At 55.9% G+C, this 13,925-nt stretch carries 15 protein-coding genes; 6 read left to right on the top strand and 9 right to left on the bottom strand.

The window, feature by feature from the left end:
- Positions 1–2: 2 nt before the first annotated feature.
- Complete coding sequence (locus PZL22_RS27810) at positions 3–380, bottom strand: type II toxin-antitoxin system VapC family toxin (protein ID WP_017263206.1); 378 nt, start codon at positions 378–380, stop codon at positions 3–5.
- A complete protein-coding gene (locus tag PZL22_RS27805; RefSeq protein ID WP_017263207.1) occupies positions 377–667 on the bottom strand; it encodes a type II toxin-antitoxin system Phd/YefM family antitoxin in 291 nt (96 codons plus the stop codon). Before PZL22_RS27805 ends, PZL22_RS27810 begins: the two co-directional genes overlap by 4 nt.
- A gap of 359 nt (positions 668–1,026) precedes the next feature.
- On the opposite strand from PZL22_RS27805, the gene PZL22_RS27800 reads away from it, so the two are divergent.
- The 3 genes from PZL22_RS27800 (at position 1,027) to PZL22_RS27790 (ending at position 2,520) form a co-directional block, all read left to right on the top strand.
- The gene (locus PZL22_RS27800; RefSeq protein ID WP_201271920.1) at positions 1,027–1,341 is read left to right on the top strand and encodes a hypothetical protein; all 315 of its coding nucleotides are present in this window, start codon (positions 1,027–1,029) and stop codon (positions 1,339–1,341) included.
- 86 nt (positions 1,342–1,427) lie between these two features.
- Positions 1,428–1,964 (top strand): DUF429 domain-containing protein, encoded by a 537-nt coding sequence (locus PZL22_RS27795; RefSeq protein ID WP_324280231.1) that lies wholly within the window; start codon positions 1,428–1,430, stop codon positions 1,962–1,964.
- Between the two features lie 226 nt (positions 1,965–2,190).
- On the top strand, positions 2,191–2,520 hold the full coding sequence (locus PZL22_RS27790; protein WP_127701568.1) for a hypothetical protein: 330 nt from the start codon (positions 2,191–2,193) through the stop codon (positions 2,518–2,520).
- 172 nt (positions 2,521–2,692) lie between these two features.
- On the opposite strand, the gene PZL22_RS27785 is transcribed toward PZL22_RS27790, so the two are convergent.
- Together PZL22_RS27785 and PZL22_RS27780 are read right to left on the bottom strand one after the other, a co-directional pair.
- Positions 2,693–3,190: a hypothetical protein gene (locus PZL22_RS27785; RefSeq protein ID WP_127701567.1), complete on the bottom strand. Its 498-nt coding sequence runs from the start codon at positions 3,188–3,190 to the stop codon at positions 2,693–2,695.
- Between the two features lie 112 nt (positions 3,191–3,302).
- Entirely contained in the window at positions 3,303–3,632 is a 330-nt protein-coding gene (locus tag PZL22_RS27780) for a Rap1a/Tai family immunity protein (RefSeq protein WP_127701566.1), read from the bottom strand.
- A gap of 75 nt (positions 3,633–3,707) precedes the next feature.
- Between PZL22_RS27780 and PZL22_RS27775 the strand changes: the two genes are divergently transcribed.
- The gene (locus PZL22_RS27775; protein WP_127701565.1) at positions 3,708–4,262 is read left to right on the top strand and encodes a hypothetical protein; all 555 of its coding nucleotides are present in this window, start codon (positions 3,708–3,710) and stop codon (positions 4,260–4,262) included.
- 652 nt (positions 4,263–4,914) lie between these two features.
- On the opposite strand, the gene PZL22_RS27770 is transcribed toward PZL22_RS27775, so the two are convergent.
- From PZL22_RS27770 to PZL22_RS27750, 5 genes are all read right to left on the bottom strand, one after another.
- Positions 4,915–5,505 (bottom strand): hypothetical protein, encoded by a 591-nt coding sequence (locus PZL22_RS27770; RefSeq protein ID WP_127701564.1) that lies wholly within the window; start codon positions 5,503–5,505, stop codon positions 4,915–4,917.
- Between the two features lie 629 nt (positions 5,506–6,134).
- Complete coding sequence (locus PZL22_RS27765; RefSeq protein WP_127701563.1) at positions 6,135–6,902, bottom strand: hypothetical protein; 768 nt, start codon at positions 6,900–6,902, stop codon at positions 6,135–6,137.
- A gap of 576 nt (positions 6,903–7,478) precedes the next feature.
- On the bottom strand, positions 7,479–8,570 hold the full coding sequence (locus tag PZL22_RS27760) for a helix-turn-helix domain-containing protein (protein ID WP_127701562.1): 1,092 nt from the start codon (positions 8,568–8,570) through the stop codon (positions 7,479–7,481).
- Positions 8,571–8,582: 12 nt separating this feature from the next.
- Positions 8,583–9,206: a hypothetical protein gene (locus tag PZL22_RS27755; RefSeq protein ID WP_127701561.1), complete on the bottom strand. Its 624-nt coding sequence runs from the start codon at positions 9,204–9,206 to the stop codon at positions 8,583–8,585.
- A gap of 324 nt (positions 9,207–9,530) precedes the next feature.
- Positions 9,531–9,935: a hypothetical protein gene (locus PZL22_RS27750; protein ID WP_164843111.1), complete on the bottom strand. Its 405-nt coding sequence runs from the start codon at positions 9,933–9,935 to the stop codon at positions 9,531–9,533.
- 35 nt (positions 9,936–9,970) lie between these two features.
- Between PZL22_RS27750 and PZL22_RS27745 the strand changes: the two genes are divergently transcribed.
- A complete protein-coding gene (locus PZL22_RS27745; RefSeq protein WP_127701560.1) occupies positions 9,971–11,920 on the top strand; it encodes an ATP-dependent nuclease in 1,950 nt (649 codons plus the stop codon).
- The gene (locus PZL22_RS27740) at positions 11,917–13,584 is read left to right on the top strand and encodes a UvrD-helicase domain-containing protein (protein ID WP_127701559.1); all 1,668 of its coding nucleotides are present in this window, start codon (positions 11,917–11,919) and stop codon (positions 13,582–13,584) included. The genes PZL22_RS27745 and PZL22_RS27740 overlap by 4 nt, the downstream gene beginning before the upstream one ends.
- Positions 13,585–13,925 lie beyond the last annotated feature (341 nt).

Raw genomic sequence — 13,925 nt, 5'->3', positions numbered from 1 at the left:
CGCTACCAAACCCGTTCATGCAGCACCGCATCGAAGGCGCCGTCGACTGAAACAAGGGCGCAATGTTCGAGCCGCGCCTGTGCGGCGAGTATGCGGTCCCACGGATCGCGGTGATCCCATTCGAAAGCGGCCGCCAGTTCGGCATGCAAATCGGTGATGGCAAGGGTCTGCAAACCGCTAGCCGAGACTGCGGCACGCAACTCCTGTGGTTTGAGATCAAGCTTTTTCAGGCGCATCTTGTTGTCCAGCTCGTAGAAGGAGACAGCGCTGACAAGGATGGTGTTTGCCTTGTCCTCGATCAGCGATCGTGCCGTTAAGGAAAGGCGGTCACTGCCGATTGTCCACCAATAGACCGCGTGGCTGTCGAGCAGCACCTTCATTTGGAGGTCTCGCGGCCGTCGCGTCCGCCCCGCCAGATGCCGACATCGTCATTCCAGTCGCCGGCGTCGATTGCAGCCTGCTCAGCGTCGACCTCGTCGAACAGGTCATCAGGCAGACCGCGCTGGCGAAGGAGGCCGAAGGGGCGTTTTCCGCCATCGGCCGGCCCGATGCGTGCATAGACTTCGTTGCCGCGCATGATCGTGATTTCCTCGCCCTGGTTGGCGCGTTCGAGCACCTCGGCGAAATGCTTGCGAGCTTCGCTGATCTTGTACGTGGTCTGGGGCATCAGGGCCTCCGTCGTTCGGCGCGTATGGCCACCATATCATTGGTTTGAGAAGCGTACAACCACGATGTACATCGCACTATCGATACTGGAAACCTATCGATAATGAGAAGCAGAGGAAATGGCCGTCCGGCTGACGGAAGCAAAACTGATGTTTGTTTCCGTTTGGAGGATTTTCAACGACGATTCATATGGTTAATCGTTTATGAAATCTGTGTATGGGAAGCCTTGGAGGCATGGGTTCAGCGGCGGGCATGAGGTGCTGCCCGACTAAGCGCGCGCACCTTCGTCTGCCGCTGTACATTGTAGAAACCGGATGCGAGGTTGGGCGCTTCGGAAACGAGCGGGGATAAGGGGACATCATGCGCGTATTCGGCATTGATTTCACCAGTGCGCCGCGGCGACGCAAGCCGATCACCTGCGTTGACTGTGAACTTGAGGATGACCTGTTGATCGTCCGGAGCCTGATTGAGTGGGCAGACTTTGAGGGGTTTGAGGGCGCTCTGCAGGAACCAGGTCCCTGGATTGCCGGCATCGACTTCCCGTTCGGGCAAGCAAGCCGATTCATCGAAACCATCGGTTGGCCGAAGCGTTGGGCCGACTATGTCGCATACGCACACGGTCTTGGACGGCTAATTTCCGGGCGGCGCTCGATGGGTATCGTACAACGCGACTGAAGGGTGACAAGGAGCATCGTCGCCGCACCGACATTGCCGCCGGCTCGATCAGTCCGCAGAAGCTGTTCGGAGTGCCGGTCGGCCTGATGTTCTATGAAGGCGCGGCCCGAGTCTTGCGGTCGGGTGCAACAGTGCCCTCTCTGTTGACGGGTGATCCGCATCGTATTGTCGTTGAAGCCTACCCGGGTGTCTTGGCGCGCCAGATTATTGGTCGACGAAGCTATAAGCAGGACACGCGCAGCAAGCAGACGGCGGCGCACGCTCAAGCCCGTCGCGACATCCTTGTCGCCTCGCGCAACGGAATCCTGTCATCAACCCACGGCATCTTCGTGGAAGCGCCGGACAGCCTCTGTGAGGATCCAGGCGCCGACAGGCTGGACGCCCTGTTGTGCGCGGTGCAGGCCGCTTGGTCCTGGCGGCGTCGTTTTGACGGTTTTGGCGCGCCCGCCGATGGCGATCCCAACGAGGGCTGGATCGCCGATCCGACGCTGTCGGGCTATACGGCTCCCTCACACTCGATTGAGGGCACCCTCGACGTGACGGCGCAGGCGGCGCGGCGGATTGTTGGCGAACTCGGCCTGTGGGAGATGTCGGGGAGGGGAGGTTTCGGGTATAGGGCGTGATATGACCGCACCACCACGTTCGGGGCGTGTGGGTTGCGTGTTCGAATCGCGCCACTCCGACCATCCGATAAGCCTTGCCCGAAACGCTTTTTCGCTTCCCTTATGATTTTTTGAGGCCTCTTAGGGTCTCGCCGACAGAAGTCTTTTTGATCTGTCGGCATGCTGGTTTTTCAGAGTCCCTGGAATCGGTTAGCGATAAATCCACGGACTTAGAGTGGAGGCTGAGGTGAAAGTTATTTTTGCAGTCCTGATGACAGCGCTGACGACGTCAGTTGCGCATGCTGATGACGTTTCCATCCTCAAGAAAAAGGCTCGGGCCAAGGGCGGGCAGAGCGGCTACGTTATCAACTACAAGCACGACGGAAAAGTGGGCCAGAACGCCAAGGTTTATTGTGTCAGCGGCGGCAAGCCAATCTATCTGGTTGAGGGACTGGATAGGGGAGACGGAAAGAAGCTCGACATAATGGTAGATGGCGATAACGGCGGCCTCGCGACTGATCTTGCTCCCGGGTATATGCGCTGGGCGATAGACGTTTGGAGACTGACCTGCAGATAATTGTTCCGGCGGCCAGAATCGAACTGGCGCACGATCGAGTGACTAAGTCGATCCCTTGCAGCACCTCTGACCAGTCTCGTCAGTGGCCGCTATGTCCAGGCCGGTCAGGCCTGCGCACTACCAGACTGAGCTACGATTCGCAGGAATATGGTTTGCTATCGGCGCGAATAGATCAAGCGTCGCGCCTATTCGGAGGACCGGAATTCAGGACGGCGTCCAAGGCTCCCTCGATATGCGCATCGGTCAGACTGATGACGGCATACCAGTCCGTTCTGTCGGATGGCTGAAAGGTCGGGAGGAATAGCTCTGGCCAGCTGACGAGCAGCAGGTCTCCCCATTTCCGATTGTTGTGCTTCAGAGCGTTTGCGAGATGCCGCAGACGCTCCAGGTGTGGGGCGATGGCGATGCCATTCAACGCGGCATGCTTAACGATGGTCTCGTGATTGCCGTGTGGAACGCCACAGTAGGATCGGAGGCAGCGTTCCCAGTAATGATAGATCGCGAGGGCAAAAGATTTCCGGAACTCGTCGAACGCTATTTCGGCCTCTTCCAAATCCATATCCAGGAGCTTCTCGCGATCCCACAGGACATAGCCGTCATCGTCGCGTTCGCCGATCCATTCACCGCCAGCTGCCAGGGAGTGGCGATAGGCAGCCAGTTCGTTGCGCAAGCTGTCGGCCTTTACATGGATGCCGTTCAGAGCCGAATAGTACGTCTCCTTGAGAGACTGAACCCCCCGCTCGAATCGATAGCCTGACAGGCTGAATGGAAGTGGGGCCACGTTAGTCGCCGCAGATTTCACTAAGCGTACGGAGGACCGCCGATACCGCTGGTTCAGAAAGGTGTTTAGGATTGCGGGACATATAAGAGATCACCGCATCGAGCAGGGTGTCTGGTGTGATCTGACCGTTGTTGATGCATACCGCCTGTCTGGATTTGCGAGCACGAACATTGGGATTGTCGTCGTATGTACTCAGCCAGAATTCGATCTGGCCCTGCACGTATCCCATTGCGAAGTGCCGGTTTTCTTGCTGGAGCTGCGCACCGGAGAGCGCAAATGCTGGCGACGCCAGAGCGGCCGTAACCGCAGCCGTGTACACAAGTGTTTTCATGGTTCCCCCAATCACGTTGACTGTAGCGTGCCGCTATGCAAACTCAACCCACCCACGAATTTTGCAGGGCTCGCAATGCATCCGCGTCATTTCGTTTTGCCAGCGCTTACTCTCCTGGCCGCATGCAACCCAGCCGATGGCGGGACCAGGAATGTCGACTATTTTGTTATCGGCGACTTCGATACGCGCAAAGGTGTCGAGGCAAATATCGATTTGCTCAAGGACGCGAAGAAGACAGAAATTTTTGGTGGCGCTTACGTCGTCGAGGGTCTCGACAGAAACACCGGGAAGCACGTCGAAATAGAGGTGTTTCGCGACGAGATTTATGTGCTCACCTATTCCTTGGCAATGAACACCTACTTGCATGCTGGCGAAGACCTTCGGGCAGTCGAGGCGAAGTACGGCTTCGACTTGCTACCAGGCAGGGATGTGACCGATTTCTCGCCAACCGCTGGCGGTTTTGTCATTAACTATGCCTGCGACGGCAAGAAGTCAGACCTGTGCTCGATGACGCTTTACTCAATGAACGATGCCAAGACTCCGATCACGAACATCACGTGGACCAATCGGCCGCTGTGGGATCGAGTCCAAGCGGATCGCCTTAAAGAGACACAGGCAAAGCTTCCATAGCGCTATCTCTGTAAACTACCGAAAAAGATATCGAGGGCGCTGGATACCTGATGAAAATTCCCTGTCATGTTCGTATGCGCCACCGTCTTGCTTGCTGCGCGTGACGACTCCGAAACCAACGGCACCGACCATACACGGCCTTCGACTCACGGAATGAAGGCGCCGCCACACGCGCAGAAAAGATCGCTGATGCTCCAACGGTTCAACGGTTCGATTACGCACCGTTTCGACCGAGCCCTTAATGTTGACAATGTCGGCTTCAGTGGAGCTGACCCCACTTTTCAGCCCGTTGATCTTTGCGTGTTGAGCAGACTGGGATTGCAGAAAGCCGCCGATCTCGGCAATCGACGTGTTGTTTGGAGAGCGGGAACTTTTAATCGATGACCATTCAAAGGGCTCGCACTGGCAGGGGTCAATTTGTCCAATGCCAGCAGACGGCGGTGCAAGATTCGTGCCTTGACGGCGCAATTTGGAGACGATTCGGTGGCTCTAGGGCTTCAACATTCATAGTTCGCAAGTGGCTGCAGAGTGAATCGAATCCTTGTCAAGGGAAAAATCCCTTGACGAGACTCGCTTAAAAATGAATGGTGTCCTTACAAAGTCTGTAGGGACCGGTGCTGGTAACACCGATCCCCTTTGGCAGCAGTAGCTGTTACGGCTTTGCATCATCAGAGCCGTGACGAGCAATCGCCACGGCTTCTTTTATTTCGCCCCAGGCGTGGATAGCGTAGTACGCCGCCACCGTCAGGAACGCTGCTGCCAACCAAACCTTCAAGACCATGAGGGCCTCCTTGTCGTTCGTTGGCGATATCAGTAACGCTGGTTTGCGGTTGAATCGCAAGAGGTGAAACTTCCCCGAAATGTGAACGTTCGGCGCAAAATCGGCGTAACACATTGAAAATAGGCGAGAAAATGCCGAATCAATTTTAGGAGCGACTGTGGAGAACCTGTGAATTGCGGGCATTTCCTTCCCACGAATCTGTTCCCATTTCGCAGAAATTTCAGTCCAACTGAACGAATTCATTGACAGGAGTGACACTAGTGATTCCCTACGCTTCCGGCGGTGCGTAGTCACCGAAATTTCGATCACAGCATAACTGACATCGCTGCCTCCGATGACCAGTTCCTGCGATTGGTCATGATCCGGAATGCTGATCGAAGTGCCGCGACGACGCGGCCGGGCCAACTGATTCTTCACCACTTGATGTCCGATAAATGATTTCAGCGTGCTAACCTGGCTCATGGCAGCTCGGGATTTAGATCGAGTCCTTTGGCGATATGGACGGGCAGAGTCGGCAGAGTCGTAGCGCTCATGCGGCGAGTGATGAGGTCTTCCTGGCGCTGCGGATCATAGTAGACGCGAATCCTGGTGGGGTTGTCCTCGATAGCTTTCACGGATTCTCGCGGAAGGATGCTGCGGTGAAGGCGAACCCGTTCTGCGCATCCGCCCGGTTCTCGATCTCAAGAATCGAGGTGCCTTAATCGAGAGACCGAAGACATCGACCGGGGCATTAACCGCCGGAGCGCGTACGGGATAGGCGATATCTTCTCCCGGCCATCGCCCGGATCGGCAGGTGCTTGGCCAGTGCCAATGCCAGCAGCAAGGGTCAGGACAGTCGACCGACGAGCGCTGTCGATCCGCAGTTCAACGGCGGTAATCTTGCCGAGGACTTCGCCGCCGGGGAAATCCTTGTTCCCAATCCTGGCTGCGGCGGCGCAGGTCATCGACCTGCCGACTACGCGTGGCGACATCAACGGACGACGGCAGGCCATCAAGCGAGCGCTTGATCAGCGGATAGCCGTTCTGCTGGTATCGAGGGCAGTGTGCGCATCGGCGGATGCAAGGTTCGATGATAGCCGCCCCTAAAAAGATTATAGAGCCGACAGCAATTGCCGGATTACTTTTGCGTTTGCCCCCGCGCCCTGACCGTATCCCTGGGCGGCGAACACACCGACGATTGCGGGTTCAGGTCCGAAAAGGGTGAGCGTTGAGATCATGGGTCCGCCAGACAAACCGCTTGGCTTCGGTGCGGCCGGTATTCTGACGCCAGTGAAACTGTTTTTGTTCCGTCGTTTGGTGTACCTGACGGCCACTAGACCCAGATCATCCGATGCGTTCAAACCTTTTACTTCAACCAGTTTCGTCACTAGTTCCAAATTTTTCGCGGGCTTCATCCGTTGATCAGTGTGTATGGAAGGTTTCGGCGCTAGGGTGTCGCCTGACCTCTTAAAATCTTTGGCAAGGTATCCGCCGATAGTGATGTACGGCGGTAACGGATCGCGCCATACGATGCTCGTCTCATTTAGTTGGGGTTTTGTAGCCAGCTCGTCGGCATAGAATGCGGCTATATCGTAGTCCTTCTCCTGGGCAATCACTCGCGCTACGGCATCAACGCAGTGCAGCTGACCGTCCCAGTGGAAGCTCTTCTCCCCCGGGTCCTCTGCACCGGACGAACCATACAGCGTATGCATCGCAGTGATAACTACAGCCCTCCCATTGTGTTTGACGAGGAACCCGGTCCCGACCTGTTCGACGATGTTCGGGCGGTTGGAATACGGGGCATAGATCGCAACCAGGCTCGGCTGAATCTTAATCTTGAAGGCACGGGCAATGAGTACAAAAGGCGAGGAACTGGCCATCCATTCATCCATCAAGCGGGTAGAGCGTGTTACCTAGCGCGACCTGATTAACACAATGCAACCTCGCGGACTGAAGCCGAAGAGAGTCCGGCCCTTTTCGGTGTCAACCGATATCGCGTCGTCCTAGGCGGCCAGGTTATAGCGCTGGTGCTGCCACCTGTTCGCTGCCCTTGGCAGACCGGATCCCGGAGGTAGTACAGTGCGGAGGTCGCGGAGTGATCAGATGGTCTGGCGGACTTCAAGGCCATATAAATACGGAGCCCTCGGCCAAGAGCGGGAGGCCGATCCAGTTCACATTGGCATTGCAGGGCTACCACGACAACTATACTTCAAGGATGCCGAACACTTGTGTTGTGACGCCGTAGGTTATGATGGAATAAACTCGCTGTCGCACCAGCTTGGAGCGATCCAAGTCGCATCTGATAGCAATTGGGTCCAAACAGGATCGCGACTTTTTCCGAAGTTGGCCATCGGTTCGCCAGACCAAGTCGCTGCGAATTTGAGGAGACCATCTAATACCCAACAAGCAAGTTTAGAGCGCAAAGCGACGTACTGCGAGCAACGGTGGTCTTTAGCCTACGTCACGAGTTTCACAGGGGTGTGAGGGCCCGGATTCCCACCTTCCTGTCGAGGCAGTATCCCATGAAGAAGCTTTTCGATTTCATGGATTGGAAGGGACAATTGTGCTGCGACGCTCTCCAAGCTTTTGCGCTCTGACCAGAGCTCTGTGAGCACCTTCCCCCACAGAATCGATGTTTCGCGGCCAACAGTGTCCGGCTCTGCAGTGCGATACCCGCGCTTACCAAGCTCAATACAAATGGCTCGATACTGCCATTCCGAAAGCATAGGCTTAGGTAGGTGTCGCAGGCGGTAGGCCAACGCCATCGCTGAAACGCGCCATCTCTTTTTGGCCCGAACGATCAATTCGGCTGTAATTAGGCGCGGCATTCGTACACGAATATCCTCCTCCGGCATCAAAAAAGCGGCCGCAAACCGGTTTGCTTCAATCTCGGCAGTTCGGGTGTCCTCATCTGCGCCGGACGTTTCACCATGACGGTGCAGGACCAGATGGCCTAATTCGTGAGCAGTATCAAAGATGCTTCGTTCCGCGGATTTGAATGAGTTGAGAAAGACGTAGGCCTTGTCACTTTGCCAGAATGAAAAGGCGTCAACATTCGCCGTACTCTCTTCAAGTCCTAAAATGCGAATCCCTTTTGCCTCCATAAGCTTCATCAGGTTCGCAATGGGTCGGTAGCCAAGCCCCCAATGCTGGCGTAGGGCGTCAGCAGCCGCTTCAGGGGTCAGCCCGGGATCGAAAGCAGGCAGGTCCAGGTGAGGCAGATTGTAGTGGCTTTCTAGCCACTCGTAGAGTTCGACCCCGGTGTCACCAGCAGCAAGAGCTGCGTTTCTCTCCTTGGCGGTCATGCTCGACAGACTGCGAAAACTGACGATTTCGGATGAAAGCAGTGCGGGATCTTCCTTGAAGAAGAACGTGCCTGGGTAGCCCAAGACTTCGGCTAGTCGGTCGAGGGTTGCCGGGTCCGCTTGGTTTTGCCCGGTCTCGAGCCGAGTGATCGTAACAGGCGATACGCTCGCTCTCTCTGCGAGTTCTTTTGCTGTCAGCCTCTGCCTTTTTCTGGCAAGGCTGAGTCTCTTTCCATTGAACATATTCTTTCAGCCTCACTTGCGGCTGATTACGACGTCCAAGTCAGGATTGCTACTGGGCTCATCGATACTGAATTCCGCCTCGCCGAGATTTCCACCTTCAATCAGGAAGATGCGCTCAATGCAGCGGAGAAACTGACCATTCTTGACCACCGGAAGGCTGAGCTCCATCGCTCCCGACTGGTCGACCATCAAATAGTAAGTTTTGTAGTCGCCGTGAAACTTCACGACACTCACTGGCAGGTCCAGGCCGGCAGCTTCAAACATGTCGCCACAAGCGACACGCTCCGACCCAGCTCCTTTCCTTGAACGGGCTTTTGGATGGGGCTTGCCGCACGCCTGATTTACGTTCGCAAAAAGCACTCTGACCTTCAGTTGGTCGTTGCTGATCCCTTCTACGCCTTCCTCACGAAAGAATTCCCAGTTTCCTCCCAGTTTCTCGGCGCGAAGTCCTTTGACTCCGTCCATGTAGGCGAACATACCGGCGGCGTTGGCAGGATGGAGCGGTGACGCGCTGGATGCGGCGGCCAAGGCATGGTGACCTGCTGCAACCAACTTCTCGCGTTCAAGTTGGAGTTGAGTCAGGCGACGATCGATGGCCTCGACCTCAGAGATCGTTATCGGGTTGATGCTTTCCATAATCGCTTTCCGATGTTAATTTTCTCCTCCTCGTTTGTGGACCAAAAAATTAACACCGTCAAGCGCATTGATCCAGATTCCGGGAATGAGCCAGTAACGGTCGTCTTCAGAAATTCCCGCCCGAACTCTGACGCATGTAATCAGGCAACAAGCGTAGGGTGAGCATCAAAGGGCATTTCGCGTTGATCGTGAATTCGCTATTGTGCCCACGGCACTAATGGGAGGCTGCACGATGACCCGCGAAACGGGCCACCTCAAAACCGTAAGATTTGCATTTTGAGGGAATAAGACTTGCGTCAGGAGACATTAGCGCGACTGCTCGCATCAATGAATGCTCGTCGTCTTCTTGTGGTCTGTGGAGCCGGCCTTTCGATGGCACTGCCAAGCAGCTTGCCTTCTGCTCGGACAGTGGCTGAACGCTGCTTCGACAAGTACCAGCTTGAAGTCGACCGTGGGTGCAATATCGAGCTGCGCGACAATCTTGAAGCGTTGGCCGAGCATTTCGTGGCCACGAACACACTCCAGTCCGTTTTCATCGATCATCTCGTGCCATGGCCCGCATTCGTCCGGCCATCCAACCCCGGTCACACTGTGATCGCAGACTTCTTGCTGACGCGTGCAGCGGCGGCGGGCATTTTCAGCAACTACGATACCCTCATCGAACGTAGAGCTTGCGACTTTGATGGAGCTCGTGCCACGTGGGGTAAATCGTCGGACTTCATCCTTCATCTATATTTGATACCCGTCCGGGGGGGACTTGGTTCATGAAACTTGTTCGATTGCGCCTGAGCAATTTCCGCTCGTTTGGCGTGACTGCCACCACCATCGATCTTTCAGATTTGACCTTTGTGCTCGGACCCAACGGTTCGGGCAAGACCGCCGTTCTGCAGGCATTGGCCAGACTGTTCAGCCTGGATCCTGGCCAGCGCAAGGTTCGAAAATCGGACTTTCATGTTCCTCATAATGAAAAGGAGCATCCCCTCGAGCGTCGGCTGTGGATCGAGGCCGATTTCGAGTTTCCGGAGCTTGTCGCCGACAACGGTGTTGCCAAGCCGGCGGTGCCCCTCGCCTTCGCCCATATGCAGCTTGTGGCAGCGGAGGGGCCAGTTCGCGTCCGCTTCCGTCTATCGGCGACGCTCGATCAGGATGGTGAGGTCGAGGAGAACTTCACTACCGTGCAATCCGTCGACGCTAATGGGCACCCGACGACGGAAACACGAGTCGGCAAGCAGGATCGAAACAGCATCCAGGTCCACTATCTACCGGCGCGTCGAGACCCCGCCGACCATATTTCTTACTCGGCCAGCGCGCTGCTCGGCCGGGTCATGAGAGCAGCGAACTGGACGAAAGAGCGCACTGTTGTCGATGGTCTCACAGAGCAGATCAGCGAGGCATTGGCCGGCAACCCTGCTATGACCAGTGTGACCCAGGCGCTGTCGGGGTCATGGACTGCGCTGCATAGGGGGACGCATTTCACGAGTCCTGCGGTGTCCTTCGGCCGCAGCGAGATCGAAGCCCTCCTGCGCCATATGAGCCTTGCTTTTGCCCCTGGACATGAGCAAGAGAATGTCGACTTCTCCCGGCTTAGCGACGGTCAGCAATCCATCTTGTATCTGTCGATTGTTCTGGGCGTCCACCTTATCAATCAGCGGGTCCTCGCCGGTGAGTTGAAAACCGAATTCGACATCGACAAGCTTCGGCCAGCGCTGTTCACCTTGATCGCGGTCGAAGAACCCGAGAACAGTCTTTCACCCCACTACCTTGGTCGGGTCGTCGCCAGCCTAACGAAGTTTTCGAAGAGCCAGGATACCCAGGCGCTCCTTGCAACCCATTCTGCATCGATCATGCGGCGCATCGATCCCAAGGACATTCGCTATCTGCGTCTATCGGCCGAACGCACCACTCGCGTTCGGACAATCAAGCTTCCTGATAAAGAGAAGGAGGCTGACGCCCATAAGTTTGTTCGTGAAGCGGTCCAAGCGTATCCCGAGCTCTATTTTTCACGCTATGTCATCCTCGGCGAAGGCGACAGCGAAGAGGTTGTGCTGCCTAGTCTTAGTCTAATCAGGGCTGCTGGTACCAAGATCGACGATGCGTCCATCTCGGTGGTCCCCCTTGGTGGCAGGCATGTGAACCACTTCTGGCGCCTCTTATATGGATTAGAGATTCCCTTCGTCACCTTGCTAGACCTTGACCTAGCCCGATTCGGCGGTGGATGGGGACGGGTGCGATACGCTTGTCAGCAATTGCTTGCATACGCCGATGTTAAAGCTACCCAGCTGACATCGGCACACATAGATAAAATCCCTGCTTGGGATGCGGAGCCTCGATTGATGGATGACAAAGTAGGCTGGATGAAATGGCTCGAAGGTCAAGGGGTTTTCTTCTCTTCACCGCTCGACCTCGACTTTGCAATGATGACGGCGTTCCCCACTGCATTCGACGTAGAGGCTGACGAACTCGTGGCCCCGGATGCGGCTACGCTTAAGTCTGTGCTGGGCAAAAAACACGATGTGGTAGATGGCCAATACAGCGCTGAGCAATTGTCCTACTTTGACGCCTATCACACGAGATTCAAAATAGGCAGCAAACCGACTTGGCATATTCGGGCGATGTATAAGCTTGATGATGACGTGGTTGTGGCGAAAATGCCCGGCTCGCTGCGAAGACTGGTTGAGCATGCACTGGCCGCTCTTAAGGTCATTCCGGAATGATCCATGAAGATCGCTGGGAGCCGGCGGGCGACCTTGCCCTTGAGCCAAATGCCCTCATCGCAGCCAAGACCACTGACCAACACCTCGCTCTGACCGCCGGGCCTGGAGCCGGCAAGACGGAGGTGTTGGCACAGAGGGCCGACTTTCTCCTGCGTACTGGTACATGTCGATATCCAAGCAGAATTCTAGCCATCGCATTCAAGGTCGATGCCAGCCAAAATTTGAAGAACAGGGTCAGGCAGCGATGCGGCCCCGAATTGGCAAGCCGGTTCGATAGCTACACCTTCCATGGCTTCGCAAAGCGGGTCATCGATCGCTTCCGCACAGCGCTGGTAGGTGTCGATCAGCTCGATGAAAATTACAGCGTCGCCGAGAGGCGTGTGCAAGGTCAGTCGATCACATTTCTGGACATGGTACCGTTAGCCACCACCATCGTGCAAACCAGCAATTTTGCTAAAAACGCTATTCGCTACAGCTATAGTCACGTCTTTCTCGATGAGTTTCAGGATTGCACCGGCGAGCAGTACGAGTTCATCAAAACCTGTTTCCAAGGAACGGCGGTGAAGCTCACTGCGGTTGGCGACACACGACAGCGGATCATGGGTTGGGCAGGCGCACTCGAGGGTATCTTCGATCAGTACGCTGGTGAATTTGGGGCAGTACCGCTCAATCTTTATCAGAATTTTCGCTCCAAGCCGCGCCTACGGCGCATGCAGAATGCGATGGTCCGAAGAATGGACTCCAAGGCTGCGCTGGACGATGCTGCAATACCTGGGGACGAGGGCGTTATCGGCTTCATCCATGGCGAGGATGCCTCGCAGGAAGCTGATCTCATCGCGGCGAGTGTTAAGAGCCGGATTGACGATGACGGGGTCCCTCCTTCCGAGATCGCCATCCTCGTCAGCCGTGATCAGCAATATGTCTGCCAGCGGCTACGTCTCGCCCTGCAAGCGGCCGGCATTCCTTTTCGCGAGGAAGATGAGATCCACGTATTTGCGAACGAACCCATTGCTAAGGTCGTGACGGACCTGCTGCTCGTGGCGGGAACGACCGCCAGCCCAGAGGCTCACAAGCGGCTCCTCGACACACTTGTGTATAGCCAGCCGATGGAAGAGGAGCAGGAATACCGCGCCCGTTCACGTTGGACCAGATTTGTCACCGAGGTGCGGTCCGCCATCGCGCAGGGGACTATTGCCAACGGTGACAAAGCCGGAGTGCGAAAGATCATCGATGATCTTTTCAACGTCGTAGGGCGCGATGCGATCGTCGCCATGTCGAGCGATTACGCGCAGGGAAATCGCCTCGATGAACTCGTGACGGAATCGGTTGAACGGCTTCATGAGCTTCTCAAGGATGGGAATGACATTGGAACCGCTCTATCCGCATTTTCTGCCGACCGAGCAGTTCGGGTCATGTCGATCCACAAAAGCAAGGGGCTCGAGTTCGATACAGTCTACGTCTTGGGCGTTGAGGCCCAAACATTCTGGGGTGATCCCGCGGAAGAAAGATCTGCGTTTTTTGTAGCCATATCACGTGCAAAGGAGCGATTGATCCTTACGATGGCGTCTGTCCGGGAACGACCTGACAGCTGGCCTCGCTATCGGTGGGATACCGATCGAACTGGCCACGTCGAATTCTTGGAGTATGCATTGCAGTACCAGTAGCCGCGATCGATGAATCAGCGCAATTGGTAGGCTACAACATTGTGGGGCCGGACCGGAAGCTCGCCTATAACAAGGCGATGAACCGAACTACCTGTCCGTTAGATGTATGACTTTTGTGTTCCACTGTTGAAACGGGAACGGCTGTATCCGGGGAATCGATGTAGCAGAATGAACGACCGGAATGGAGGCGCAATGCTGCCGTTCACAGACTTAAGCGTGGACGTCGCTTTAGGGCGGATAGAGTCCTGCTTCCACGAGCCCTGCGCGCATGTTGCTGCGTTGTTCACCTTTTGGGCCAAGAAGATCGCATAATGTATCACCCGGAACTGGCGCTCACCCGA

The organism is Ensifer meliloti (assembly GCF_030064585.1).
In the GTDB taxonomy this organism is placed as follows: domain Bacteria; phylum Pseudomonadota; class Alphaproteobacteria; order Rhizobiales; family Rhizobiaceae; genus Sinorhizobium; species Sinorhizobium meliloti.
The sequence above is the reverse complement of the archived record's forward strand: the minus strand, read 5'-3'. Positions and strand labels throughout refer to the sequence as shown.

What these genes read in the sequence shown, in the direction of transcription:
- PZL22_RS27745 (WP_127701560.1), top strand. Translation starts at nt 9,971, where the DNA reads ATGAAACTTGTTCGATTGCGCCTGAGCAATTTCCGCTCGTTTGGCGTG.
- PZL22_RS27775 (WP_127701565.1), top strand. Translation starts at nt 3,708, where the DNA reads ATGCATCCGCGTCATTTCGTTTTGCCAGCGCTTACTCTCCTGGCCGCA.
- PZL22_RS27740 (WP_127701559.1), top strand. Translation starts at nt 11,917, where the DNA reads ATGATCCATGAAGATCGCTGGGAGCCGGCGGGCGACCTTGCCCTTGAG.
- PZL22_RS27810 (WP_017263206.1), bottom strand. Translation starts at nt 380, where the DNA reads ATGAAGGTGCTGCTCGACAGCCACGCGGTCTATTGGTGGACAATCGGC.
- PZL22_RS27795 (WP_324280231.1), top strand. Translation starts at nt 1,428, where the DNA reads ATGTTCTATGAAGGCGCGGCCCGAGTCTTGCGGTCGGGTGCAACAGTG.
- PZL22_RS27750 (WP_164843111.1), bottom strand. Translation starts at nt 9,935, where the DNA reads ATGAAGGATGAAGTCCGACGATTTACCCCACGTGGCACGAGCTCCATC.
- PZL22_RS27765 (WP_127701563.1), bottom strand. Translation starts at nt 6,902, where the DNA reads ATGGCCAGTTCCTCGCCTTTTGTACTCATTGCCCGTGCCTTCAAGATT.
- PZL22_RS27800 (WP_201271920.1), top strand. Translation starts at nt 1,027, where the DNA reads ATGCGCGTATTCGGCATTGATTTCACCAGTGCGCCGCGGCGACGCAAG.
- PZL22_RS27770 (WP_127701564.1), bottom strand. Translation starts at nt 5,505, where the DNA reads ATGAGCCAGGTTAGCACGCTGAAATCATTTATCGGACATCAAGTGGTG.
- PZL22_RS27805 (WP_017263207.1), bottom strand. Translation starts at nt 667, where the DNA reads ATGCCCCAGACCACGTACAAGATCAGCGAAGCTCGCAAGCATTTCGCC.
- PZL22_RS27780 (WP_127701566.1), bottom strand. Translation starts at nt 3,632, where the DNA reads ATGAAAACACTTGTGTACACGGCTGCGGTTACGGCCGCTCTGGCGTCG.
- PZL22_RS27755 (WP_127701561.1), bottom strand. Translation starts at nt 9,206, where the DNA reads ATGGAAAGCATCAACCCGATAACGATCTCTGAGGTCGAGGCCATCGAT.
- PZL22_RS27760 (WP_127701562.1), bottom strand. Translation starts at nt 8,570, where the DNA reads ATGTTCAATGGAAAGAGACTCAGCCTTGCCAGAAAAAGGCAGAGGCTG.